26 protein-coding genes and 1 tRNA gene are annotated in these 24,818 nt (G+C 58.6%); 16 read left to right on the top strand and 11 right to left on the bottom strand.

Features of this window, described 5'->3' with window-relative positions; genetic code table 11:
• Positions 1-242 precede the first annotated feature (242 nt).
• Together glnL and ntrC are read left to right on the top strand one after the other, a co-directional pair.
• Positions 243-1,328 carry a nitrogen regulation protein NR(II) gene (gene glnL / locus AC3IUA_RS01555; protein WP_489358779.1) on the top strand — a complete coding sequence of 362 codons (1,086 nt, stop codon included), beginning with the start codon at positions 243-245 and terminating at the stop codon, positions 1,326-1,328.
• A complete protein-coding gene (gene ntrC, locus AC3IUA_RS01550; RefSeq protein WP_489358778.1) occupies positions 1,325-2,761 on the top strand; it encodes a nitrogen regulation protein NR(I) in 1,437 nt (478 codons plus the stop codon). Before glnL ends, ntrC begins: the two co-directional genes overlap by 4 nt.
• A gap of 485 nt (positions 2,762-3,246) precedes the next feature.
• Here ntrC and AC3IUA_RS01545 read toward each other — a convergent pair whose 3' ends face one another.
• Positions 3,247-3,687, bottom strand: coding sequence for a hypothetical protein (locus tag AC3IUA_RS01545; protein WP_489358777.1), 441 nt, complete (start codon positions 3,685-3,687; stop codon positions 3,247-3,249).
• On the opposite strand from AC3IUA_RS01545, the gene AC3IUA_RS01540 reads away from it, so the two are divergent.
• Positions 3,686-4,141, top strand: coding sequence for a tRNA (cytidine(34)-2'-O)-methyltransferase (locus AC3IUA_RS01540; protein WP_489358776.1), 456 nt, complete (start codon positions 3,686-3,688; stop codon positions 4,139-4,141). The genes AC3IUA_RS01545 and AC3IUA_RS01540 overlap by 2 nt on opposite strands.
• Positions 4,142-4,343: 202 nt before the next feature.
• On the opposite strand, the gene secB is transcribed toward AC3IUA_RS01540, so the two are convergent.
• From secB to AC3IUA_RS01525, 3 genes are read right to left on the bottom strand one after another with little or no spacing between them, the layout of a single operon-like run.
• On the bottom strand, positions 4,344-4,832 hold the full coding sequence (gene secB, locus AC3IUA_RS01535) for a protein-export chaperone SecB (RefSeq protein ID WP_489358775.1): 489 nt from the start codon (positions 4,830-4,832) through the stop codon (positions 4,344-4,346).
• Positions 4,833-4,874: 42 nt separating this feature from the next.
• Positions 4,875-5,129 (bottom strand): glutaredoxin 3, encoded by a 255-nt coding sequence (gene grxC, locus AC3IUA_RS01530; RefSeq protein ID WP_150802314.1) that lies wholly within the window; start codon positions 5,127-5,129, stop codon positions 4,875-4,877.
• 1 nt (position 5,130) lies between these two features.
• Positions 5,131-5,544, bottom strand: a complete 414-nt coding sequence (locus tag AC3IUA_RS01525; RefSeq protein ID WP_489358773.1) for a rhodanese-like domain-containing protein — start codon at positions 5,542-5,544, stop codon at positions 5,131-5,133.
• A 151-nt stretch (positions 5,545-5,695) separates the two neighbouring features.
• Between AC3IUA_RS01525 and gpmI the strand changes: the two genes are divergently transcribed.
• The 5 genes from gpmI to AC3IUA_RS01500 all read left to right on the top strand — a co-directional run bounded on the left by gpmI (position 5,696) and on the right by AC3IUA_RS01500 (position 12,532).
• Positions 5,696-7,225, top strand: coding sequence for a 2,3-bisphosphoglycerate-independent phosphoglycerate mutase (gpmI, locus tag AC3IUA_RS01520; RefSeq protein WP_489358772.1), 1,530 nt, complete (start codon positions 5,696-5,698; stop codon positions 7,223-7,225).
• 194 nt (positions 7,226-7,419) lie between these two features.
• Positions 7,420-8,706 carry a murein hydrolase activator EnvC family protein gene (locus tag AC3IUA_RS01515; protein ID WP_489358771.1) on the top strand — a complete coding sequence of 429 codons (1,287 nt, stop codon included), beginning with the start codon at positions 7,420-7,422 and terminating at the stop codon, positions 8,704-8,706.
• Between the two features lie 31 nt (positions 8,707-8,737).
• Positions 8,738-10,042: a S41 family peptidase gene (locus tag AC3IUA_RS01510; protein ID WP_489358770.1), complete on the top strand. Its 1,305-nt coding sequence runs from the start codon at positions 8,738-8,740 to the stop codon at positions 10,040-10,042.
• A gap of 1 nt (position 10,043) precedes the next feature.
• Positions 10,044-10,832, top strand: coding sequence for a divergent polysaccharide deacetylase family protein (locus AC3IUA_RS01505; protein WP_489358769.1), 789 nt, complete (start codon positions 10,044-10,046; stop codon positions 10,830-10,832).
• 197 nt (positions 10,833-11,029) lie between these two features.
• Positions 11,030-12,532, top strand: a complete 1,503-nt coding sequence (locus tag AC3IUA_RS01500; protein WP_489358768.1) for a trypsin-like serine peptidase — start codon at positions 11,030-11,032, stop codon at positions 12,530-12,532.
• Positions 12,533-12,538: 6 nt separating this feature from the next.
• Here the strand turns inward: AC3IUA_RS01500 and AC3IUA_RS01495 are convergent, their stop codons facing one another.
• From AC3IUA_RS01495 to hisB, 6 genes are all read right to left on the bottom strand, one after another.
• Positions 12,539-13,294 carry a substrate-binding periplasmic protein gene (locus tag AC3IUA_RS01495; RefSeq protein WP_489358767.1) on the bottom strand — a complete coding sequence of 252 codons (756 nt, stop codon included), beginning with the start codon at positions 13,292-13,294 and terminating at the stop codon, positions 12,539-12,541.
• Between the two features lie 97 nt (positions 13,295-13,391).
• Positions 13,392-14,162 (bottom strand): imidazole glycerol phosphate synthase subunit HisF, encoded by a 771-nt coding sequence (gene hisF / locus AC3IUA_RS01490; RefSeq protein ID WP_489358766.1) that lies wholly within the window; start codon positions 14,160-14,162, stop codon positions 13,392-13,394.
• Positions 14,163-14,171: 9 nt separating this feature from the next.
• Positions 14,172-14,909, bottom strand: a complete 738-nt coding sequence (hisA, locus tag AC3IUA_RS01485; protein ID WP_489358765.1) for a 1-(5-phosphoribosyl)-5-[(5-phosphoribosylamino)methylideneamino]imidazole-4-carboxamide isomerase — start codon at positions 14,907-14,909, stop codon at positions 14,172-14,174.
• Between the two features lie 42 nt (positions 14,910-14,951).
• Positions 14,952-15,206, bottom strand: a complete 255-nt coding sequence (locus AC3IUA_RS01480) for a DUF2164 domain-containing protein (protein WP_150643279.1) — start codon at positions 15,204-15,206, stop codon at positions 14,952-14,954.
• Positions 15,206-15,844, bottom strand: coding sequence for an imidazole glycerol phosphate synthase subunit HisH (gene hisH, locus AC3IUA_RS01475; RefSeq protein ID WP_489358764.1), 639 nt, complete (start codon positions 15,842-15,844; stop codon positions 15,206-15,208). The genes AC3IUA_RS01480 and hisH overlap by 1 nt, the downstream gene beginning before the upstream one ends.
• On the bottom strand, positions 15,844-16,437 hold the full coding sequence (gene hisB, locus AC3IUA_RS01470; RefSeq protein WP_150643277.1) for an imidazoleglycerol-phosphate dehydratase HisB: 594 nt from the start codon (positions 16,435-16,437) through the stop codon (positions 15,844-15,846). The genes hisH and hisB overlap by 1 nt, the downstream gene beginning before the upstream one ends.
• Positions 16,438-16,702: 265 nt before the next feature.
• Between hisB and AC3IUA_RS01465 the strand changes: the two genes are divergently transcribed.
• The 5 genes from AC3IUA_RS01465 (at position 16,703) to AC3IUA_RS01445 (ending at position 20,926) form a co-directional block, all read left to right on the top strand.
• Entirely contained in the window at positions 16,703-17,101 is a 399-nt protein-coding gene (locus AC3IUA_RS01465; protein WP_489358763.1) for an acetyl-CoA sensor PanZ family protein, read from the top strand.
• 84 nt (positions 17,102-17,185) lie between these two features.
• Positions 17,186-19,414, top strand: a complete 2,229-nt coding sequence (locus AC3IUA_RS01460; protein ID WP_489358762.1) for an AsmA family protein — start codon at positions 17,186-17,188, stop codon at positions 19,412-19,414.
• Positions 19,411-20,478, top strand: coding sequence for an A/G-specific adenine glycosylase (gene mutY / locus AC3IUA_RS01455; protein ID WP_489358761.1), 1,068 nt, complete (start codon positions 19,411-19,413; stop codon positions 20,476-20,478). Before AC3IUA_RS01460 ends, mutY begins: the two co-directional genes overlap by 4 nt.
• Positions 20,475-20,747: an oxidative damage protection protein gene (locus AC3IUA_RS01450; RefSeq protein ID WP_489358760.1), complete on the top strand. Its 273-nt coding sequence runs from the start codon at positions 20,475-20,477 to the stop codon at positions 20,745-20,747. Before mutY ends, AC3IUA_RS01450 begins: the two co-directional genes overlap by 4 nt.
• A gap of 103 nt (positions 20,748-20,850) precedes the next feature.
• Positions 20,851-20,926, top strand: a tRNA-Phe gene (locus AC3IUA_RS01445).
• Between the two features lie 119 nt (positions 20,927-21,045).
• Here AC3IUA_RS01445 and AC3IUA_RS01440 read toward each other — a convergent pair.
• On the bottom strand, positions 21,046-21,501 hold the full coding sequence (locus tag AC3IUA_RS01440) for a carboxypeptidase regulatory-like domain-containing protein (RefSeq protein ID WP_489362200.1): 456 nt from the start codon (positions 21,499-21,501) through the stop codon (positions 21,046-21,048).
• 450 nt (positions 21,502-21,951) lie between these two features.
• On the opposite strand from AC3IUA_RS01440, the gene AC3IUA_RS01435 reads away from it, so the two are divergent.
• The 3 genes from AC3IUA_RS01435 to AC3IUA_RS01425 all read left to right on the top strand — a co-directional run bounded on the left by AC3IUA_RS01435 (position 21,952) and on the right by AC3IUA_RS01425 (position 24,741).
• The gene (locus AC3IUA_RS01435) at positions 21,952-22,893 is read left to right on the top strand and encodes a glycosyltransferase family 2 protein (protein ID WP_489358759.1); all 942 of its coding nucleotides are present in this window, start codon (positions 21,952-21,954) and stop codon (positions 22,891-22,893) included.
• 119 nt (positions 22,894-23,012) lie between these two features.
• Entirely contained in the window at positions 23,013-23,849 is an 837-nt protein-coding gene (locus tag AC3IUA_RS01430) for a glycosyltransferase family protein (RefSeq protein ID WP_489358758.1), read from the top strand.
• Positions 23,850-23,859: 10 nt separating this feature from the next.
• Positions 23,860-24,741, top strand: a complete 882-nt coding sequence (locus AC3IUA_RS01425; protein WP_489358757.1) for a glycosyltransferase — start codon at positions 23,860-23,862, stop codon at positions 24,739-24,741.
• Positions 24,742-24,818: the final 77 nt, after the last annotated feature.

Below are 24,818 nucleotides of genomic sequence, written 5' to 3'. Positions count from 1 at the left end.
GTTTGCGCACTATATTGGTGCAATGAGCTGCACCCTAGTCACTTATCAACCCATTTTGGTTCGAAAATACCCGGTAGTGCCGGCCGAACGCCACGCAATCGAGCCTAAAACGCCTGTTTCAGGGGTTTAACGCTTCTTTTCGGAGCCTTGGTTTGGTTTTTGCATTTTCCTTGCATCAGCGCTTTATTCGCGCGCGCAATGCGGGACCGGCCCTGGGTTGTCCCGCTTCAAAAGAGGTCCTAATGACCATCAGCGACGCACTGCACCGCTTGCTACTCGACAACCTGACCACCGCGACCATCCTGCTCAACGCCGACCTGCGCCTTGAGTACATGAACCCGGCGGCGGAAATGCTGCTGGCCATCAGTGGCCAGCGCAGTCATGGGCAATTCATCAGCGAGCTGTTCACCGAATCAGCCGAAGCCCTGAGCTCCTTGCGCCAGGCCGTCGAGCAGGCGCACCCGTTCACCAAACGCGAAGCGATGCTCACCGCCCTGACCGGCCAGACCCTGACCGTCGATTACGCGGTGACGCCGATCCTCAGCGAGGGCACCACCCTGCTGCTGCTGGAAGTCCATCCCCGTGACCGTTTGCTGCGGATCACCAAGGAAGAGGCCCAGCTGTCCAAGCAGGAAACCAGCAAGATGCTGGTGCGCGGCCTGGCCCACGAGATCAAGAACCCCCTCGGCGGGATTCGCGGCGCCGCCCAGTTGCTGGCCCGCGAACTGCCCGAAGATAGCCTCAGGGACTACACTAACGTCATCATCGAAGAGGCCGATCGCCTGCGTAACCTGGTGGATCGCATGCTCGGCTCGAACAAGCTGCCGTCACTGGCGATGACCAATATCCATGAAGTGCTCGAGCGCGTGGGCAGCCTGGTAGAAGCCGAAAGCCAGGGCTGCATCACGTTGGTGCGCGACTACGACCCGAGCATTCCCGATGTCTTGATCGACCGCGAGCAGATGATCCAGGCGGTGCTCAACATCGTGCGCAATGCCATGCAGGCCATCAGCAGCCAGAACGAACTGCGCCTGGGCCGCATCAGCCTGCGCACCCGTGCGATGCGCCAGTTCACCATCGGCCATGTACGCCATCGCCTGGTGACCAAGATCGAAATCATCGACAACGGCCCGGGAATTCCCGCCGAACTGCAGGAAACCATCTTCTTTCCAATGGTCAGCGGCCGCCCGGACGGCACCGGGCTGGGCCTGGCCATTACTCAGAACATCATCAGCCAGCACCAGGGCCTGATCGAATGTGACAGCCATCCTGGCCACACCACGTTCTCGATCTTTCTGCCACTGGAACAAGGAGCCCCATCGACATGAGCCGTAGTGAAACCGTGTGGATCGTCGATGACGACCGTTCTATCCGTTGGGTTCTGGAAAAGGCCTTGCAGCAGGAAGGCATGACCACGCAAAGCTTCGACAGCGCCGATGGCGTGATGAGCCGCCTGGCGCGCCAGCAGCCGGACGTGATCATCTCCGACATTCGCATGCCGGGTGCCAGCGGTCTGGACCTGCTGGCACGGATTCGCGAACAGCACCCACGGTTGCCAGTGATTATCATGACTGCTCACTCCGACCTGGACAGCGCTGTCGCGTCCTATCAAGGCGGCGCTTTCGAATACCTGCCCAAGCCGTTCGATGTCGACGAAGCCGTTTCCCTGGTCAAGCGCGCCAACCAGCACGCCCAGGAACAGCAAGGCCTGGAAGTGGCGCCAATCCTGACCCGCACCCCGGAAATCATCGGCGAAGCGCCGGCGATGCAGGAGGTGTTTCGGGCCATTGGTCGTCTCAGCCACTCGAACATTACGGTACTGATCAACGGCGAATCCGGTACCGGTAAAGAGCTGGTGGCCCATGCCCTGCACCGCCACAGCCCGCGCGCGGCGTCACCGTTCATCGCCTTGAACATGGCGGCGATACCCAAGGACTTGATGGAGTCCGAGCTGTTTGGCCATGAAAAAGGCGCCTTCACCGGTGCCGCCAACCTGCGCCGTGGACGTTTCGAGCAAGCTGATGGCGGTACGTTGTTTCTCGACGAGATCGGCGACATGCCAGCCGACACCCAGACGCGCCTGTTGCGGGTATTGGCCGATGGCGAGTTTTATCGGGTCGGCGGCCACACCCCGGTCAAGGTCGACGTGCGGATCATCGCCGCGACTCACCAGAATCTGGAAACCCTGGTTCATGCCGGGAAGTTTCGTGAAGATTTGTTCCATCGCCTGAATGTGATCCGCATCCATATCCCGCGGATGTCCGATCGTCGCGAAGACATTCCGACCCTGGCCAAGCATTTCCTCGCTCGCGCCGCCCAAGAACTGGCGGTCGAGCCTAAATTGCTGAAAAGCGAAACCGAGGAATACCTGAAAAACCTGCCGTGGCCCGGCAACGTGCGCCAATTGGAGAACACCTGCCGCTGGATCACGGTGATGGCTTCGGGTCGCGAAGTGCATATCGGCGACCTGCCACCGGAACTGCTGAACCTGCCGCAGGACTCTGCGCCAGTCACCAACTGGGAGCAGGCGTTGCGTCAATGGGCCGATCAGGCGCTGGCACGCGGCCAATCGAGCCTGCTCGACAGCGCGGTGCCGAGCTTCGAGCGGATCATGATCGAAACCGCCCTCAAACACACCGCCGGCCGTCGCCGCGACGCCGCCGTGCTACTGGGCTGGGGCCGCAACACCTTGACCCGCAAGATCAAGGAACTGGGGATGAAGGTCGATGGCGCAGAGGATGACGAGAGTGATGAGGGCTAAACAGCCTTTAGATCTGCGCTGATCTCCAGATCCAATCGCGAGCCTGCTCGCGATGCTTTTGGGGCCAGCATGCACCACCGCAATGCACCGTGAACCGCAATCGCACACGACAATTGATTCGAAATCCCGCCTTCATCCACCAGAAACCCCATATCAGAAAAACACAAAAGCCCCGATTTACGGGGCTTTCATCGCTGCTCCGCGACTTTCTGTTTCAACTTGTTAAAAACTGGCACGCCCCCTGCAATAGTCCAATCAGTGATTCGATTCACTACCCGGTTTCGGGGACCTTGGTACAGGCAGGCCGGGGATTCCCCTCTTTACACCGGGCTCATACCGCAACTGCGACGAGCCCGTCCCGTTTTGGGGTCCTTGGTACAGGCAGGCCGGGGATTCCTTCTTTACACCGGGCTCACGACGCAAACAGCGCCGAGCCCCACCCGGTTTCGGGAACCCTGGTACAGGCAGGCCGGGGCTTCCCTCTTTTATTCCTCCCGGAGATGGATCTCCAGCCGCCAGCGGTCGTCGACCTCACTCCCCGCCCACTCACCACGCAACGGTCGGGCCGCCACCACACTCAGCAACAATCCTCCATCACTCGAGCGCACCCGCCAATTCGCAGTATTGCCGTTGACCTTCAGCTGACCCTTCTGCACCCTGCCCGTCGCCTCGAACAGCAACGCCACGGCGCCCTCGATGTGTTCGCCATGCAGCTTGGGCTCATTGTTGAACCACAGCACCAACCCTTCCGTGTCGACATCCACCTGCTGCAGCTCGGTCGGATCCGGCGTGGTCAGGCGGCCGATCATCAGGCCGACCATGACGCCGACTATCACCAGCGAGAAAAACATACGCCGCAATAGCTTCGGCCGCGGATCTGCTTCAGGCGTAGAATGCAGCCCATCTTTATCTTCGGAGCCGTGCATGTTTCACGTCATCCTTTTTCAACCAGAAATTCCGCCGAATACCGGCAACGTTATCAGGCTGTGCGCCAACAGTGGCTGCCACCTGCATTTGATCGAGCCGCTGGGCTTCGAGATGGACGACAAGCGCCTGCGCCGGGCCGGCCTCGATTACCACGAATATGCCACCCTGCAACGCCATGCCGACCTCGCCAGCTGCCTGGAAAGCCTCGGCCACCCACGCGTGTTCGCCTTCACCACCAAGGGCTCGCGACCGTTTCACGACGCCAGCTTCGCCGAGGGCGATGTCTTCCTGTTCGGTCCGGAAAGCCGTGGCCTGCCAGCCGAAGTGCTGGACGCCCTGCCTGCCGAGCAACGCCTGCGCCTGCCGATGCGCGAAGGCTGTCGCAGCCTGAACCTGTCGAACACCGTCGCCGTCGCTGTCTACGAGGGGTGGCGGCAACTGGGTTTCAAGTAACCCCCGTCACACTTCGTTAACGTGCGATACAGCGATCCAATGTAGGAGCTGCCGAAGGCTGCGATCTTTTCGCCTTTAAGATCAAAAGATCGCAGCCTGCGGCAGCTCCTACGCAAATCAAAAGATCGCAGCGTGCCCGACCGTTTCATTTTCCCCATGAAAAAAGCGCCGTTGAGGCGCTTTTTTCATGGGCGGGCGAAGCTTATTGTACGGTCGGTGTTTCGCCGGCGGCCTGCATGCGATGCAGTTCTTGTGCGTACAGCGCGTCGAAATTCACCGGAGCCAGCATCAGCGCCGGGAACGAACCACGAACTACCAGGCTGTCCAGGGTTTCGCGAGCGTACGGGAACAGGATGTTCGGGCAGAACGCACCCAGGGTGTGGCTCATCGAAGCGTCGTCCAGGTTCTTGATCAGGAAGATCCCGGCCTGTTGCACTTCAGCGATGAACGCGACTTCTTCACCGTTCTTCACGGTAACCGACAAGGTCAGCACAACTTCGTGGAAGTCACCTTCCAGGGCTTTTTGGCGAGTGTTCAGATCCAGAGCTACGCTCGGCTCCCACTGCTGGCGGAAGATCGCCGGGCTTTTCGGAGCTTCGAAGGACAGGTCACGCACATAGATACGCTGCAGCGAGAATTGCGGAGCAGTTTCTTCTTCGCTGGCAGCAGTAGTGTTCTGTTCATCAGTCATCGCAGATCCTTCTCACTTTTAGGGTCTTGTAGGGTTTGGGATTCAAGCCTCGAGCAGCGCGTCCAGCTTGCCGGCGCGCTCCAGAGCGTGCAGTTCGTCACAACCACCGACGTGGGTGCTGCCGATCCAGATTTGCGGCACGGAGGTCCGGCCGGCCTTCTGGGACATTTCAGCGCGCACCTGCGGCTTGCCATCGACCTTGATTTCTTCGAAGGCTACGCCTTTGCTCTCGAGCAGATACTTGGCTCGCGAGCAGTAAGGGCAGTAATCGCTGGAATAGACGACGACGTTTTTCATGTCACTTCACCAGCGGCAGGTTGTCGCCTTTCCAGCTGGCAATGCCGCCGGACAGCTTGGCGGCAGTGAAGCCGGATTTCAGCAGTTCACGGGCGTGAGTACCGGAAGTCTGGCCCTGAGCATCGACCAGGATGATGGTCTTGGCCTTGTGCTTTTCCAGTTCGCCGACGCGAGCGGTGAGTTTGTCGTGTGGAATGTTCAGCGCGCCAACGATGTGACCGGCTGCGAAATCCTTGGTCGGACGAATGTCGATCACCACGCCTGCGTCCTTGTTAACCAGCCCGGTCAGTTCACCGGTGCTCAGGCTACGGCCGCCGCCTTTCATCTCATGGGCGATCAGCAATGCCAGCAGAACGACGAAGGCGCCGACGAGCAGATAGTGGGTAGTGGCGAATGCAATCAGGTGATCAACCATTGAAGGAGGTTCCAGTGCGTTAAAATGTCGGCCAGTATACACAGCCGCCATGGCCGACCAAACCCCGCCCGGCGGTGACGGCAATTGAACTTGCCTTTAAACTGCCACTCTTTTTTCCATACCCTTTTCAATCCAGCCACGAGTGGGATCTATGACTACCACGCCTAAACCTTTAGTCCTGATAATTCTGGATGGCTTCGGTTACAGTGAAAGCCAAGAACACAACGCCGTCTATTCGGCCAAGAAGCCTGTGCTAGACCGCCTGTGCGCCACGGTGCCGAACGGCTTGATTTCAGGTTCGGGCATGGACGTCGGTCTGCCGGACGGGCAAATGGGCAACTCGGAAGTCGGCCACATGAACCTTGGCGCCGGTCGCGTGGTGTACCAGGACTTCACCCGGGTAACAAAGTCGATCCGCGACGGCGAGTTTTTCGAAAACCCGACCCTCTGCGCGGCCGTAGATAAAGCCGTTGCCGCTGGCAAAGCGGTGCATATCCTCGGTTTACTGTCCGATGGTGGCGTGCACAGCCATCAGGATCACCTGATAGCCATGGCTGAACTGGCATCCAGACGCGGCGCCGAGAAAATCTACCTGCACGCCTTCCTCGATGGCCGCGACACGCCGCCCAAAAGCGCCCAGTCGTCGATCGAACTGCTGGATGAGTCCTTCAAAACCCTCGGCAAGGGCCGGATTGCCAGTATCGTTGGTCGTTATTTCGCCATGGATCGCGACAATCGTTGGGATCGCGTGTCCCAGGCCTACGACCTGATCGTTGACGGCAACGGCGAATTCAACGCCGCCACCGCCCAGGAAGGCCTGCAAGCGGCCTACGAACGCGGCGAGAACGACGAATTCGTCAAAGCCACGACCATCGGCGAGCCGGTCAAGGTCGAAGACGGCGATGCCGTAGTGTTCATGAACTTCCGCGCTGACCGCGCCCGCGAGCTGACCCGCGTGTTCGTCGAAGACGACTTCAAGGACTTCGAACGTGCCCGCCAGCCGAAACTGGCAGCTTTCGTCATGCTGACCCAATACGCGGCCAGTATTCCTGCACCCTCGGCCTTTGCACCGAGCAGCCTGGAAAACGTGCTGGGTGATTACCTGGCGAAAAACGGCAAAACCCAGCTGCGCATTGCCGAGACCGAGAAGTACGCTCACGTGACCTTCTTTTTCTCCGGCGGTCGTGAAGAACCCTTCCACGGCGAAGAACGCATCCTGATCCCGTCGCCGAAAGTCGCGACCTATGACCTGCAACCAGAAATGAGTGCACCGGAAGTTACCGACAGAATCGTCGACGCCATCGAAAACCAGCGTTACGACGTCATCGTCGTCAACTACGCCAATGGCGACATGGTCGGCCACAGCGGTGTGTTCGACGCGGCAGTGAAGGCCGTTGAATGCCTGGACCTGTGCGTTGGCCGGATTGTCGAGGCCCTGGAAAAAGTCGGCGGTGAAGCACTGATCACCGCAGACCACGGCAACGTCGAGCAAATGTCCGATGACTCCACTGGCCAGGCTCATACCGCCCATACCACGGAGCCGGTACCGTTCATCTACGTCGGCAAGCGCGACCTTAAAGTCCGCGAAGGTGGGGTATTGGCCGATGTGGCGCCGACCATGCTCAAACTGCTGGATCTCAAGCAGCCTGAAGAAATGACCGGCACTTCGATACTGGTCTGATTCAGCCCCTGCTACACCGCAAATCAACTGTGGGAAGGGCCGGGCGGCCCTTCCCACATTGGTTTTGCGCTGTTTTTAAGTGCCAGACCTGACTGAACCCCACTCCGGTCATCACACAGTCTGAATTGGGCATTTTTTTTGCGGTCCGCGGCGGGCATACTAGGCCGTCCCTTTCCCTGGTGTCGCCCGCCTCTATGCTTCGCGCCCTGATGACCCTTGCTCTTGTCTGCCTGCTCCAACCGGCCTTGGCCGACGAGCGCGTACAAACCCAACAACAGCTGGACGCTACGCGTCAGGATATTGCCGAGCTGAAAAAGCTCCTGGGCAAGCTCCAGGAAGAAAAATCCGGCGTGCAAAAAGACCTGCGCGGCACCGAAACCGAAATGGGCAAGCTCGAGAAGCAGGTCGAGTCTCTGCAAAAAGAGCTGAAGAAAAGCGAATCCGAGCTGCAGCGGCTCGATGAAGAGAAAAAAAAACTTCAGAGCGCGCGCATTGAACAGCAGCGACTGATCGCCATTCAGGCTCGCGCGGCCTACCAGAACGGCCGCCAGGAGTATTTGAAGCTGCTGCTCAACCAACAGAACCCGGAAAAATTCGCCCGGACCCTGACCTATTACGATTACCTGAGCCAAGCGCGCCTGGAGCAGCTGAAAAACTTCAACGAGACCTTGCGCCAGCTGGCCAACGTCGAACAGGACATCGCCCTGCAGCAAGCTCAGCTGCTGGTGCAGAAAAGCACCTTCGACAGCCAGCATGACGAACTCGACAAGGTCCGCAAGGAGCGCCAATTGGCGCTGGCCAAGCTCAACAGCGACGTAAAGGCCCGCGACGAAAAACTCCAGGCCCGCGAGCAAGATCAGGCCGACCTGTCAAACGTCCTGAAAACCATCGAAGAAACCCTGGCTCGCCAGGCCAGGGAGGCAGAAGAAGCACGACAAAAGGCGCTGATCGCCCAGCAGGAAGCCGAAAAAAAGCGCTTGCTTGAGGCCCAGGCGCTTGCCAGCGATAGTCCGGACAAGCCGGCTAAAGCAGCACCTGGCCCACTGGTTTCCAGTTCGGGAGCATCCTACGGCGGCCCTTTTGTCTCAGCGCGCGGCAAACTTCCATGGCCGGTTGATGGTCGTCTGCTTGCGCGCTTTGGCGAAACCCGTGGCGATGATGCCCGTACCAAGTGGGACGGGGTAATGATCAGTGCCTCCGCCGGCAGCCAGGTACACGCCGTACACGGCGGTCGCGTGGTGTTCGCCGACTGGTTGCGAGGCGCCGGATTGCTGGTCATTCTCGACCATGGCAACGGCTACTTGAGCCTGTACGGACATAACCAGACGCTACTTAAAGAAGCTGGCGACATTGTCAAAGCCGGTGAATCCATCTCCACTGTCGGTAGCAGTGGTGGCCAGGATACCCCAGCGTTGTATTTCGCAATTCGCCAGCAGGGTCGCCCCAGCGATCCAGCACAATGGTGCCGTGCGCAAGGATAAGCGCACCATCTAACCCAGGAGTTCGTTCGTCATGCTGCATTTGTCCCGCCTTACCTCGCTGGCCCTGACCATCGCCATTGTGATCGGTGCGCCCTGCGCGTTCGCCGCCGAAACCGCGAAGCCAGCGACGGCCGCGACCACCAAGGCGCCACTGCCGCTCGACGAGCTGCGCACCTTTGCCGAGGTCATGGACCGGATCAAGGCTGCCTATGTCGAACCCGTAGACGACAAGACCCTGCTGGAAAATGCCATCAAGGGCATGCTCAACAACCTTGATCCACACTCGGCCTACCTTGGCCCGGAAGACTTCGCTGAGTTGCAGGAAAGCACCAGCGGCGAATTCGGTGGCCTGGGCATCGAAGTCGGTGCCGAAGACGGCTTCATCAAAGTCGTCTCACCGATCGACGATACCCCTGCATCCAAAGCAGGTATTCAGGCCGGCGACTACATCGTCAAGATTAACGGCCAGCCGACTCGCGGCCAAAGCATGACCGAAGCCATCGACAAGATGCGTGGCAAGGTCGGCGAGAAAATCACCCTGACCCTGGTGCGCGATGGCGGCACGCCGTTCGACGTGACGCTGGCTCGCGCCATCATCCAGGTCAAGAGCGTGAAGAGCCAGTTGCTCGAATCCGGCTACGGTTACATCCGCATCACCCAGTTCCAGGTCAAGACCGGCGAAGAGGTCTCGAAGGCCCTGGCCAAGCTGCGCAAGGACAACGGCAAGAAACTCAACGGGATCGTCCTCGACCTGCGTAACAACCCGGGTGGCGTGCTGCAATCGGCGGTTGAAGTGGTCGACCACTTCATCACCAAGGGCCTGATCGTCTACACCAAGGGCCGCATCGCCAATTCCGAACTGCGTTTCTCGGCGACCGGCAAAGACGAAAGCGAAGCCGTTCCACTGGTGGTGTTGATCAACGGCGGCAGTGCCTCGGCTTCGGAAATTGTTGCTGGCGCCCTGCAGGACCAGAAGCGGGCGGTCGTGATGGGCACTACCAGCTTCGGCAAAGGCTCGGTGCAAACCGTGCTGCCGCTGAACAATGACCGTGCGCTGAAGATCACCACCGCGCTGTATTACACCCCGAACGGTCGCTCGATCCAGGCTCAGGGCATCGTGCCGGACATTGAAGTGCGCAAGGCCAAGATCACTAGCGAACAAGACAGCGAATACTTCAAGGAAGCCGATCTGCAAGGCCACCTGGGCAATGGCAACGGCGGTGCCGACAAGCCGACCAGCAGTGGCAAGGCCAAACCGATGCCGCAGGATGATGACTATCAGTTGGCTCAGGCCCTGAGCCTGCTCAAAGGTCTGAGCATTACTCGTAGCCACTGAGATGCGCCTTGCGCTAATCCTCAGTCTGCTGTGCTGCCTGGCGGGCGCTGCTCACGGGTTGCCCGCCGATACGGAGGCCCCGCACAAGGCTTACCTGAGCCTGATCATCGATGACCTCGGGCAAAACCTGCCACGGGACCGCCGGGTGCTGGCATTACCCGGCCCGGTTGCCACCGCGGTGATGCCCGACACCCCCCATGCCGCCGAATTCGCCCGCGAAGCCCATCGCGCCGGCAAGACAGTCATGCTGCACATGCCTATGGACCCCGCTACCGGTCCATTCACCTGGCATCCCGACTTACCCCTGGAAGAACTCGAGAAGCGCTTGAATGCCGCATTCAGGGCCGTGCCCTACACCAGCGGCCTCAACAATCACATGGGCAGCCGCATGACCGCCGAACCCCAGGCCATGGCCTGGTTGATGGCCGACTTGCAGGGTCGGCACAAATTCTTCGTCGATAGCCGCACCAGCGCCAAAACCTCGGCCGCGGCCCAAGCACAGAAAACCGGATTGGCGAGCGTATCGCGGGACGTGTTTCTCGATGATGAACGCACCGAGGCGGCGATCCTCACTCAACTACAGACGGCTATCAGTCTCGCTCACAAGCAGGGCTCGGCGGTGATGATCGGCCACCCTTATCCGCAAACCCTGGCGGTGCTTGAGCGTGAACTGCCCAAGCTCAAGGCCCAGGGCATCGACTGGATCGACATCAAGCTGATGATCAGTGTGCGCGGCAACCAAGCAACAGCAGCGCACGGAAAGAATGGGCGTTATCACGAAGTGCGGTAACTAACGCTCACAATAAGCTGTTTCCTCGGAAGACCCGGAACCATTAACAGACCCCGTACACTTGAACGCTTTCCCAGCGTGCCGTCGACCTTATCGACTGCAACATACATATATATCACCCACAGTTATAGAACCCGCCAATAATATCCCTGCATCCAGTCACACAATAAATCAATCATCATTACCAAGGAACGGTCATGAGAAGTACACTTGCCACAGCTATCTATTGCGCACTCGGCGCAGCACTCCTTTGCGGCCCTCTCCACGCAGGAGACCTAGGGGAAGGGCTTATCAATCAATCGCAGTCGACGGCACTGAAAAATCACCAAGGAAAATATAATCACTGGAATGGTATTGGCAAACTCTTCAAGGATAACCAACCCCACTGTACCGCGAGCCTTATTGACACTCGAGATGAGGAAAGCAATGCGCTCGGACCGGCTTATGTGCTCACTGCGGGACACTGCGTGTCCCTATATCTGGCACGCCCTGCTGCAGTACGTCCCTTTGAAGCCAGCGTGAAATTTAATTTTTTCAATGATACCCCGGACGACTACAAGAGCTACACCATCCATACAGCGAACTGGGCCAGCATGACCGGCACTGACATTGCAATTCTGGAGTTGACTTCACCTCTTTCCACCTTGCTGGAAGATGGAATAACACCACTTAAACTGACACGCGATGCCTTTACAGCACCTGGCGATGTCCTCATTGTCGGCGCCCCCGGAAGCCTTCCGGAATCAGGTCTACGCTTGGCTGCTTGCGTTCAGGAGCCAACAGAAGCAACGCTTGTTGAAGACTGGTGGAGCTTTCCGAACACCCTGAAAAACAAGTGCAAGGATATTCGTGGCGGATCCTCCGGCAGCCCTGTACTTGATCGTGGAACAGGTAATATTGTCGGCGTGTTATTTACGTCTACATTTGGATCGACACCAGATCAATTGTGCTTCGAAAATGCCCCTTGCGAAGTAAAAAACGGAAAACCCGAGTGGGCTCCTGAAACCCATTACAGCCACGCTATCGACTACTTGCCTGACTGCTTCGCACAAGGAGTCTTCAGTACCACATCAAGTTCCTGCACGCTGGAACCAAGCTTCAAATTATCCACCAAGGATTACGCGCCATTGAGGTACACCACGGTGCCATCCACTGAAAATCAAACACCTGCATGGGGCCTGAGCTTTACGATTGATACTCCTTACTACCGTTTCAAAACCGTACGCGATGCCAGTGAGTGTATGTCTCCCCACTTTTACAGCCAGGCAACTAGTTCCGCCGGGGCTTTTATCAATACGCCTACGGGTCGCGAAGCAGGTATGTATTTTCTTTGCGTGCTGGGCGTCGAATCTGCGGAGCAAACTCCAACAGCCGGACTATTGAGAAATGCCTGGATCTCCCCGGCACAACTCGTCGAGGCAGAACCCGTCAGACTACCGGAGCTGACTATTACGCTGGGAGCTGACTGGAATTACAGCGTTACATGGCGCTTTTCATATCCCCTGTATGCCGAAAGCTACTATTACGCCGGACCGGCAGACAAGACAAATTGCAGCAATATAAAGACTGAAGAGTATATTTTCGTCACTGAAGACGTCACCTTCGCCGCAGAGCAACTTCCTCTGACTCTTTGCAGTTATGGAAAGGACTATGGTTTTCGCCCCTCCGCAATACGCACGGACCTGCTTGCCCTGCCCTGAAAGCAATCAGAGATAACGCGCCATGATGTCGTCGACCACACCTTCATTGCGCAACTGATCCAGCGCAGCCTGAAGTTTTTTCACCACTTCATCCGGCACGTTTTTATTCAGCGCCAGATAAAGCTCTGCGCTGTTGAAACGCAGTACCGTCTTGAGCCCGGTGACTCCGTCCTGCCGCGCCAGGTAGCGACCGGCCGGGTCACCGGTGGCCCACAGGTCGATCTGGCCATTGACGAGCTTGCGGGCGTTGTCCTGATCGCGCAGCACTACGACAGGGGCCAACCCTTGCTTGCTCAGGGTCTCGGCAATCGCGTCGCCTTTGTAGGCGCCGATCTTGTACTTGCGCGCCTGCTGTAGCGATTCGAGACTGATTTTACTGTCGGCCCTGGCCAGCATAATCCAGTCGTCAGGGCCGATCGGGCCGACCCATTTGAAGAGTTTTTCGCGATCCGCCAGACGCGCCATGACAAACACACCGTACCCCGGTTTTTCCAGGGCGAGTTTGTAGATTCGCTCCCATGGGAAGCGCAAGGTCAGGCTGTAGTTGATCTCGGCGCGCTTGAACATTTCGCGGACGATATCCACGGCGATACCGTTGATATTTTCGTCCTGAGCGAAGTTTTTGCCGTTTTTCGCCATGTTGTACGGCGGGAAGTTTTCCGTCAGCAACACCAGCGGGGTGTCGGCATTCTCTGCAGCGTGAGCGGTGCCGGCGAGCAACACCGAAGCGCTGGCAAGTACAAGGAGAAGACGTTTGAACATAACGGGCTACCCAAATCCATGGCGTGCCCAAGAGTGCCGTGAGCCCGCCATGCTGTCTAGTGGCCTGTGTGGCCACTAGGGCCTTTATGTCAAACGACTAGCGAACGACGATGCCGCGCTGCGCCATATAGGCCTTGGCCTCGGGAACCGTGTATTCGCCAAAGTGGAAAATACTCGCCGCCAGGACCGCGCTGGCGTGGCCTTCCAGAATACCGTCCGCCAGATGCTGCAGGTTGCCGACCCCCCCGGAAGCGATCACCGGAATCCCCAACGCGTCGCTGATGGCACGGGTAACGCCCAGGTCGAAGCCGTTTTTCATACCGTCCTGATCCATGCTGGTCAGCAGGATCTCACCGGCACCCAGGCCTTCCATCTTGATCGCCCACTGTACCGCATCCAGTCCGGTCGGCTTGCGGCCGCCGTGGGTGAAGATTTCCCAGCGCGGAGCTTCGCCAGGCAAGGAGACCTTCTTCGCATCGATCGCGACGACAATGCATTGCGAACCGAAATGCTGCGCCGCCTCGCCCACAAACTCTGGATTGAACACCGCTGCGGTGTTGATCGAGACCTTGTCCGCGCCGGCATTGAGCAGGTTGCGAATGTCCTGCACGGTACGCACACCGCCTCCGACAGTCAGCGGGATGAACACCTGGCTGGCCATGCGCTCGACGGTATGCAGCGTGGTATCGCGGCCATCGACGCTGGCGGTGATGTCGAGAAAGGTAATCTCGTCGGCGCCTTGCTCATCATAAAGACGGGCAATTTCCACCGGATCGCCGGCGTCACGGATGTTCTCGAACTTGACGCCCTTGACCACCCGGCCGTTATCCACGTCCAGGCAAGGGATGATGCGTTTGGCCAGAGCCATGGTGAGTCCTCAGCCTTGGTAGCTGTCGCAGAAGGCTTGCGCCTCGGCGACATCGAGAGTGCCTTCGTAGATCGCCCGGCCAGTGATGGCACCGATGATCCCCGGAGCCTTGGCATCCAGCAACGACTTGATGTCGCCCAGGTTGTGGATGCCGCCGGAAGCGATCACCGGGATCCGCGTAGCGGCCGCCAGTGCTGCGGTGTACGACACATTGCAGCCCTGCATCATGCCGTCTTTGGCAATGTCGGTATAAACGATGGCCGAGACGCCATCAGCTTCGAAGCGCTTCGCCAGGTCGATCACCTGCACAGTACTGATTTCAGCCCAGCCATCGGTGGCGACGAAGCCGTCTTTAGCGTCCAGGCCGACAATCACCTTGCCCGGGAACGCGCGGCAGGCCTCGGCAACGAATGCCGGATCCTTGACTGCCTTGGTACCGATAATCACGTAGCTGACGCCAGCCTTGACGTAATGCTCGATGGTTTCCAGCGAACGGATACCGCCGCCGATCTGGATCGGCAGGTTCGGGTAGCGCTTGGCAATCGCAGTGACCACTTCGCCATTGACCGGCTGGCCTTCGAAAGCGCCGTTCAGATCGACCAGATGCAGCCGGCGGCAACCGCCCTCCACCCACTTGGCGGCCATGCTCACCGGGTCATCGGAGAACACCGTGGAATCTTCCATGCGGCCTTGGCGCAGACGTACACAGGCACCGTCTTTAAGATCGATAGCGGGGATAATCAGCATCTGGCAAACCTTCAAATTCGATTTTTCAGCTTCACTCGAAAATCAGTTTTTCTCGAGCGCCCACAAGTCGCTTTCGATGCTTTCGAACCTCTCTTTGAGGTGTGTCTGCACATCGAAAATCGCCCTGTTGTAATAGTGCGGAGCAATTTCGCGGGTAAACAGATCGAGGATTTCAGCCGCCTCGAAAGAGCCCAGGTCGAGTTCGAAGCGATCTTCCATGAAGCGCTTGATCTTGCTGTTGGCTTCGTTCTCCTGCTCAGGGGTGAGCGTGAGAATCGGCGGCTTCTTCCTGGCCATTACCAGCGACCGTCCCAGGCGGCGAAGTTCTGCAGCAACTGCAGGCCATGGGTATGGCTCTTCTCCGGATGGAACTGCACGGCAAAACGTGAACCTTCAGCCAGCGCTGCGGCGAAGTCGACACCATAATGCCCGCCGCCCACCACCTGCCGCGGGTTGCCGGCGGCGATGTAGTAGCTGTGCACAAAGTAAAAGCGCGCCAGGTCCGGAATGTTGTGCCACAGCGGGTGATCCACCGCCTGGCGCACTTCGTTCCAGCCCATATGCGGGACCTTCAGGTGTTCGCCATCTTCGTGCAGACCTTTGCCGAAGAACTTCACCTGACCCGGAAACAGACCGATGCAATCGACGCCATCGTTCTCTTCGCTGTGGTCGAGCAAGGCTTGCATGCCGACGCAGATGCCGAGAAACGGGCGATCCTGGCTGACTTCACGGACCAGCGAATCGAAACCCAGGCGACGGATTTCCGCCATGCAATCGCGAATCGCACCGACCCCGGGGAATACCACCCGGTCGGCTTCGCGAATCACGTTGGCATCACTGGTGATCAACACCTTGCCGGCACCCACGTGCTCGAGGGCCTTGGCCACCGAGTGCAGGTTGCCCATGCCGTAATCGATAACCGCGACCGTCTGCATCAGAGCACGCCCTTGGTCGAAGGCATTTGCCCGGCCATGCGTTCATCCAGCTCGACAGCCATGCGCAACGCGCGACCGAAGGCCTTGAACACAGTCTCGATCTGGTGGTGGGTGTTATGCCCACGCAGATTGTCGATGTGCAAGGAGACGTTGGCGTGGTTGACGAAGCCCTGGAAAAATTCCTGGAACAGGTCGACATCGAAGCCGCCGACGGTAGCGCGGGTATAGGGGACGTGCATCTGCAGGCCTGGACGGCCGGAGAAGTCGATCACCACGCGCGACAGCGCTTCATCGAGCGGCACGTAGGCATGGCCGTAACGACGGATGCCTTTTTTGTCGCCGATAGCTTTGCTGAAGGCCTGACCCAAGGTGATACCGACGTCTTCCACTGTGTGGTGGTCGTCGATATGCAGGTCGCCCTTGCTCACGATATCAATGTCGATCAACCCGTGACGGGCGATCTGATCCAGCATGTGCTCAAGAAAAGGAACACCGATATCAAATCGGGCCTTTCCGGTGCCATCCAGGTTGATCGAGGCTTTGATCTGGGTTTCCAGAGTGTCGCGCTCGACGGACGCCTTACGTTCGGCCATCACCAGCTCCGCAAAATCATTGGGCGAAAAAGGCAGCCATTATAGGCTCGCGGGCGGCAAACAGAAACATGAAGGTCAATATCACTGACGGGCAACACAATTTCAAGTGAACGTTGACCGTAGGAGCTGCCGCAGGCTGCGATTTTTGCGGGCATAAACCCCATGCACCTGACACAACACATGGTTACCATTTGCTCATGCCTGAAAAATCAAACTGACATCACTTCTCTGTGTCATCTGCTCTCGTACTGTCCAAGGAAATCCCATGCCCATCGTTGTCGAGTCGCTGAACGAAGCCAGCTATCAGGATCAGCAGGACCTGCAGAAAATTTATCGCGACGCCCCGGACTGGCTGTTTGCACCATTCGACGATGAGCTGCAGCTGATCGAACACGGCCTGCGCGAAGGCAGCCTGATCGCCGGGCGCTTCAATGACCGGCTGCTGGGTGCGGCACGCCTGCAGCGGCAGCCTGAGGTATGGCACCTGTCGCAATTGTGCGTACGAAAAATTACCCGGCGCCGCGGCGTGGCCGAACGCCTGGTGAGCGAAGCCCAAAGAATGGCCGAGCAGCAAGGCGCAACACTGCGCCTGCTGGCCCCTGCCGGACACCTGGAAGCACAGGCACTGGCGGCCAAGCTGCACCTGCCGCTGGATCTGCTCTAATCGCTATCCATGGCCTGCCACCAGATTTGGAGCGCTATACTCCCCGGCTAAATTACGAATTCGACACACTACAAGGACTCGCCCATGAAAGCGTTTGGCAAAATCCTGGGTCTGGTAATTCTCGGGTTGTTGCTGATCATTGTGGCTCTGGGCTTTGCCCTGACCCACCTCTTCGATCCCAATGACTACAAAGACGAGATTCGCCAGATGGCCCGCGACAAGGCCCATATTGAGCTGACGCTCAATGGCGATATCGGTTGGAGCCTGTTCCCATGGCTTGGCCTGGAACTGCACGAAGCCAGCGTCGCGACCCTGGCCAACCCGACCAAACCTTTCGCCGACCTGCAAATGCTTGGTTTGTCGGTACGCGTGATGCCATTGCTGCGCCGCGAAGTACAGATGAGCGATGTGCGCGTCGAAGGGCTGAACCTGCGCCTGAATCGCGACAAGGACGGCCACGGCAACTGGCAGGACATCGGCAAGACCGCGCCGAAAGCCACCCCGGCTGACACCCGCGCAACAACGGCCGGAGAATCCGCGCCCGCTACCCCTCCAGCGCCCGACAAGGCTTCCCAGCCGATTCGCCTGGATATCGACAGCCTGACCGTGAACAACGCCCGGGTTGAGTATTTCGATGAGCGCAGCGGCAAGCAATTCAGCGCCGAAAGCATCCAGCTGAGTACCGGTGCGATCCATGAAGGCACAAATATTCCAGTCAAACTGACGGCATTCCTGGGCAGCAACCAACCGGTACTGCGGGTCAGAACCGAGCTCGGCGGCGAACTGCGTTTCGACCGGGTGCTCAAGCGCTATCAGTTTGAAGACATGAAGCTTTCCGGCGAAGCTTCCGGCGAACCGCTGCAAGGCAAGACCATGACCTTCGCCGCCCAAGGCCAGTTGCTGGTCGACAAGGCAGCCAACGTTGCCGAATGGACCGGCCTGAAAATCTCCGCCAACCAATTGCGCGCCCTGGGTGAACTGAAGGTCAACGATCTGGACAAGACCCCGCAAATCAGCGGCGGGCTGTCGATTGCCCAATTCGACCTGGCGAAGTTTGTCGACAGCATCGGGCAGAAACTCCCGGCCATGGCCGAGGGCAGCCTGAGCAAGGTCGAACTGGTCAGCCGCCTCAGAGGCACGCCGACCAGCATCGCCCTCGAAGAGCTGAATCTGAAACTCGATGACGGCACCTTCACCGGGCGCGTCGCGGTCGAAGACTTCGCCAAACAGTCACTGCGCGTACAGCTCAAGGGCGACACCTTCAACGTTGATCGCTACCTGCCGCCAAAATCCGCGGAAGCCAACAGCGCTGCGGTGGCCCGCAAGGCTGAAGTGAAAAGCAGCGAGGACACTGCCATGACCGGTCCCGCTACCTCACCCCTGCCTGATGCACCGACCAAGGGCGCCTGGAGCACCGAAAGACTGTTGCCGATCGAACGCCTGAGCAAACTGGATATCGACGCTGACCTGAGCTTCGGTCAACTGACCCTCGACAAGCTACCGATCCAGAATGCAACGCTCAAAGCTTCCGGCCAGGGCGGCCTGCTCAAGCTCGACAACCTGCGCGGCGAGCTCTACGACGGCAACTTCGAAGCCAGTGGCAACCTTGACGTACGCCAGCCAGAGCCGTTGCTGAGCATGCAGACACGCATCAACAAAGTGCCGGTCGAACGCATCCTCGAAAGCCAGGGGCAAACGCCGCCGGTAAAAGGCTTGGTCACGTTGAACAGCAACCTGACGGGCAGCGGCAATAGCCAGAAAGCCCTGATCGACAGCCTCAATGGCACCAGCAACTTCGTCATCAACGACGGTGTGCTGCTCAACGCCAACCTCGAACAGCAACTCTGCCAGGGCATTGCGACCCTCAATCGCAAAACGCTCAACGGCCCACCACGGGGCAAGGACACTCCGTTCGAGGAGCTCAAGGGCAACCTGACTTTCCGTAACGGCGTGGCCAGCAACCCCGACCTGAAAGTGCGAATCCCGGGGTTGACCGTCAAAGGCAACGGTGATGTCGACCTGCGGGTACTGGGCATGGATTACCGGGTCGGCATCCTCATCGAAGGCGACAAGAGCGACATGCCGGACCCGGCTTGTCAGGTTAACGAGCGTTATGTCGGCATCGAGTGGCCATTGCGTTGCCGCGGTCCGCTGGAACTGGGGGCCAAGGCCTGCCGCCTGGACAATGACGGGCTGGGCAAGATCGCGGCCAAACTGGCCGGTGACAAGCTCGGCGACAAGCTTGAAGAGAAACTCGGCGACAAAGTCAGTCCGGAACTGAAAGACGCTCTCAAGGGGCTGTTCAAACGATGAGAGCCGAGCAATTTTCAACGGCGGTGCTGGACTGGTACGACTGCCACGGCCGCCACGATCTGCCCTGGCAACAGGGCATCACCCCGTATCGGGTGTGGGTCTCGGAAATCATGTTGCAGCAGACCCAGGTCAGCACCGTGCTGAACTACTTCGACCGCTTCATGGCGTCTTTACCAACGGTCGAAGCCCTGGCCGCGGCGCCGGAAGACGAAGTGTTGCACCTGTGGACCGGCCTGGGTTACTACACTCGCGCCCGCAACCTGCAGAAGACCGCGAAGATCATTGTCGCCGACCACGCCGGCGAGTTTCCCCGCGATGTCGAAAAACTTATCGAGCTACCCGGCATCGGCCTGTCCACCGCTGGCGCCATCGCCAGCCTGAGCATGGGCCTGCGCGCTCCGATCCTCGACGGCAACGTCAAGCGGGTGTTGGCACGCTTCACCGCACAAGAGGGCTACCCGGGCGAACCCAAGGTCGCCAAACAGCTATGGGCCAATGCCGAGCGGTTCACGCCGCACATTCGGGTCAACAATTACACCCAGGCAATGATGGACCTCGGTGCGACGCTCTGTACCCGCAGCAAACCCAGTTGCCTGCTGTGCCCGCTGAAAAGCGGCTGCCAGGCGCACCTGCTTGGCCTGGAGACTCGCTACCCGATTCCAAAACCGCGCAAGAGCGTGCCGCAGAAGCGCACCCTGATGCCGTTGCTGGCAAATCGCGACGGCGCCATCCTGCTTTACCGTCGCCCCTCCACGGGCCTCTGGGGCGGTCTCTGGAGCTTGCCGGAGCTGGATGATCTCGGCGACCTGGAACATCTGGCGCTGCAACACTCGCTGGAACTGGGCAAACATCACGCACTACCAAGCCTGATTCACACCTTCAGCCATTTCCAACTGGCTATCGAACCCTGGCTGGTTCAGGTCCAGGAGTCCAGCCACCACGTGGCCGAGGCTGACTGGCTCTGGTATAACCTCGCCACCCCGCCGCGCCTGGGCCTTGCCGCTCCGGTGAAAAAGCTGCTCAAACGCGCGGCCGACGTATTGAACGCAGGAGAGTCGTCATGACCCGCACCATCATGTGCCGCAAGTACAAAGAAGAATTGCCCGCCCTGGAGCGCGCCCCGTTCCCGGGAGCCAAAGGCCAGGACATTTTCGATCACGTCTCGGCCAAGGCCTGGGCTGACTGGCAAAAGCACCAGACCCTGCTGATCAACGAAAAACGCCTGAACATGATGAACGCCGAAGACCGCAAATATCTGCAGGGCGAAATGGACAAGTTCTTTTGCGGAGAGGACTACGCCAAGGCCGAAGGCTACGTGCCGCCGTCCGAATAACCCCGCGTTTTCGGGGGCCGGGTCGTAAGCGACGGTAATAATTAAACTTTTTTTGAAAACTTGCTTGACGACCCCCCGAAAAACCAGTTTAATGCGCCCCGTTGCCCAGATAGCTCAGTCGGTAGAGCAGGGGATTGAAAATCCCCGTGTCGGCGGTTCGATTCCGTCTCTGGGCACCACATTCAGTTTTCATGTGGTGTTATAGATCACATGAAAGCCCAAAAAAAACCCGCCTCGTGCGGGTTTTTTGTTGCCTGTGAATTTTGAAGAAGCACTAATGGTTTCCAGGTATCAGCGATCAATCGCCATCATTCCAGTGGAAGACCAGATCGCGAATAGCCCCGCCTTTGATCTCGGCAGCACTGCGTTTTTCCTGACCATTACGAGCGGCGACCACCGAGTATTTACCGGGTGGCAACTGAACGTAAACGATAGGCCCTACCTGACTCAGCTTCAGCACTGAGCTCCCTTGCATGTTCTGCACCACTAGATCGACATCAGGGATGTATTTATTGTCCGGCCCGATCGCAAAGGTCATGTGCAGGTTGTAACCCTTGGCCTGATGAATGGCCCGCGACTCATCCAGACCGATTCCCCCCGATAGATAAGTAATCCCATTTTGCGTTTGTGGCTCCAGCTGTACGCCGGACATATCGATCGGCTCCTCGGTGGCAGCCTGCAGTACCGTTGCAGGCAACCCCGACAACATGAACGCTACCGCTCCTGAAATCACGAGTAAGTGGAAGGACTTCATGATGACGACTCCCAGGTTCGTACAGACACCGATGAATGCGATACCACCATTGGGCGCTATGCCATAAACCAGCGGCATCCCGATTAAATCCCCTCCCTGTACTGTTGATCCGTCCGACTGCGAAAAGTTTATGCCTGGCTCATAGGGCACCTGGATCAATTCAGTGTGAGACTTGCGCCTATTCGGACTACAGCCAAACGTTGAATACTGCCTCAACGCCTATTCCGCCCCGTTTATCCATCGCGCCGGGAATGCGCAGACTCATAGAGTCTGAGCATCTTTCGTTCGGCCAGCACAAGCCTGCGATCCAGTATCGTCATCCGATAAAGAATCTACTGACAGTCACGCAAGAATTGCCTTACAGACCAGAACCCGCCCCAAGGGAATGCTTGTACCGGGGGCGTTAACCGGGTCAGACGCCAAACATTCAGCAGTAATCAGGAAGCTGAAATGCAAGCGTTTAAAGAGAAGGCAAGCGTGCCGGTGGCACTGTCTGAGCCGCTCATCAGTGTCGTTATCGCCGCATACAACTACGCTGCCGTCCTGCCGCGGGCGCTGGACTCTGTGCTGTCACAGTGGGCTGAGGATATTGAAGTCCTGATCATCAACGACGGCTCCGAAGACAACACTGCACACGTACTCGAGGAGTACGCCCAAGGCTACCCGGACACGCTTCAAATCATCCACCAGCAAAATGCCGGTCCTGCAGCCGCGCGCAACCATGGCATCCGCGTGGCCCGCGGGAAGTATGTGTTGTTGCTGGATGCCGATGACGAGCTGTTGCCTGAAGCGTTGCAGACTCTGCGCTCAGTGCTGCTCGACAATTCAGCGGCAGGCATGATCCTCGGTGCGCACATATCCGTCTTTGCCGACGGGCGTGAGCGGGTTCGCCTGCCGACTCCAGCCACGGGCTCGCCGCCGGAACTGATTCGGCGTTATCTGCTGGACAAGAAAATCTCCATCTCCCACAGCCGCACGCTCTTTCGTCGCGACCTGTTGTTGCAGCGCCCCTACCCTGAGGAGCTGCGAGCAGGAGAAGACGTTGCAGTCTTCGCTTACCTGCTGGTAAGCGCACCAGTCGCCCTGACCAATCGCCCCCTGGCGCGAATCCATAAACACGCCAACAGCTTGCGGCATGACCGTCATGACGAAAAGGCGGTGGCCCAGGGCATGCTCCACGAGGTTTTCGCCAGCCTGCCTGAAGATTGCCAGGTCTTTCGAGCGGCGTATGAAGCGCAACGTTATCTGTCGTTGTTTCGTGCGGCCATGCTAGCCGATGACAAGCCCGCGGCGCGGCGCTTTTATCGGCATGCCCTGGGCCTGTCGCCCTTGCAGGCATTGCGTTGGAGCTATCTGAAAAAGGCTCTACGACTCGTGACCGGGCTGAGCTGATGCGCGTTCTAGTGTTGACTGCGGCTGAACGCCTGCCAGATCTCACAACGCTATACGGCGACCTTGCGCGACGTGTTTCCCTTGAGGTTCACCGACTGACAAAAAGTCAGCAGCGAAATTTGCGCACATTTCTGGGCGATCTCGACCTGTCTGATTTTCAGCGAATCATTCTGGATTTGCCGTTCAAGAATGTGCACCGCCAAACGAGCTACCTGGCACACCTCAGCGGCTTGCTGGTCTACGAGGAAGATGCCTGCCAGAACTACCTGACCTGCTCGCGCTGGCGCGGGGCCTTCAGCCGGTTCTATCGCCGCTTGCCACGCGCCCGCATTCTGGTGACCGGGGCCGGTATCGCCGCCCGCTTGCAGGCCGAAGGCTTCAACGTGAGCTTCGCGGCCAAAGGCTATGACCCCGTCAGGTTATTTGCCGAGTCGGTCGAGCGTGACATCGAGTTAGGTTTTATTGGCCGAACGACGAGCGATGCCTATACGCAACGCAAATCGCTGCTTGAGCAGCTGGCCGCCACTGAACCCTTGCAAGTACTGCGCACTGATCCGGGTGAGCCTTATCGGCAGACGCTCAACCGGATTCGACTGTTTATCAGTGCCGATATCGGGCTAGGCGAGTACATGGCAAAGAACTTCGAGGCCATGGCCTGTGGTTGCGTGCTGCTGGCCTGGCGTCAGGACGCAGAAGAGGCGGCGCTGGGTCTGCGCGATGGCGAGCACCTGCTGCTCTACAGCAGCCTTGAAGAGTTGCGCGGGCATATCGCCAAGCTGCGTAGCGACCCGGAGCTGGCACAGCGCATCGCGGATTCGGGGCGCGCCTTTGTCGAAACCCATCATAGCTACAAACACCTCGCCGAGCAGATCGCCGGCGTGCTGGCAGAGCCTTGGCCAGCCATCTCCTCCCCCACCTATTGGCGAGCCCTGTGGCAGCGCCTGTGCCCCTACTGAGAGCGCCTGCATGACCCAGTCCGTGGCTGATCAACCCCTGGTCAGCATCATTATTGCCTCATACAACCATTGCGCCTTCATCGAAGCGAGCATCACCAGCGCACTCACGCAGACGTACCCGAACATCGAGCTGCTGGTGGTCGATGATGGCTCAACGGATGGCAGCGTCGAACGCATTCAGCGTTTGCAGCAACTGCATGGTTTCAATTTCCTCGCGCAGGAAAACCAGGGCTTGTCGCGAACGCTCAACGAAACCATAGCGCGGGCACGGGGCAACCTGATTGCCCCGTTCGGTTCCGATGATGTGATGCTGCCAGCGCGCATAGCACTGCAAGTGGCGTATCTAAGGGATAAACCCGGGGTAGGGATTTGTGCCGGCAATATTCAAGAGATCGATGCCGAAGGGCACCCGCTAGGCACGTTCCGCGATCTGCCGCGGCGCCGCCTCGACTTCGAGGATGTGTTCCTCAACCGCAAAACCGGAGCGCCAGCACCGACGCTGTTGTTTCGTCGTGAAGCACTGGAAAAAGTGGGTGGTTTCGACCCGCAGATTCGTCTGGAAGACTTGCTGATTCAGCTAAAGATCACCCGGGCGGGCTACTCCATCGATGTACTGGGCGAAGTATTGGCCCACTACCGCGTACACGGCAGCAACACCTACAAAAATCATCACTTCATGACCGACAACGTTCTGCGCACCTATGCACAGTTCAGTGATCACCCCGCCTATACGCAGGTGTGCACGAACTTTCGCAACTCGATGCTGCTCAAGTGCGCGCGCCAGGACAAGAACCTCGCACGCGAGCTGCTGGCGCAACTCCCGCTCAGAACATGGAATGCAAAGACTTTGCGTGGACTGTGGCGCCTGGCTTTGCCTCATAACGATAAATGACGCGGTACTTCCCCGAATGACAACCACACAATCACTTAAAGCGACCCACCGGGTTTCAGCGCAAGCCGGAAAAATTT

The organism is Pseudomonas sp. KH_050, assembly GCF_057838875.1.
The sequence above is the reverse complement of the archived record's forward strand: the minus strand, read 5'-3'. Positions and strand labels throughout refer to the sequence as shown.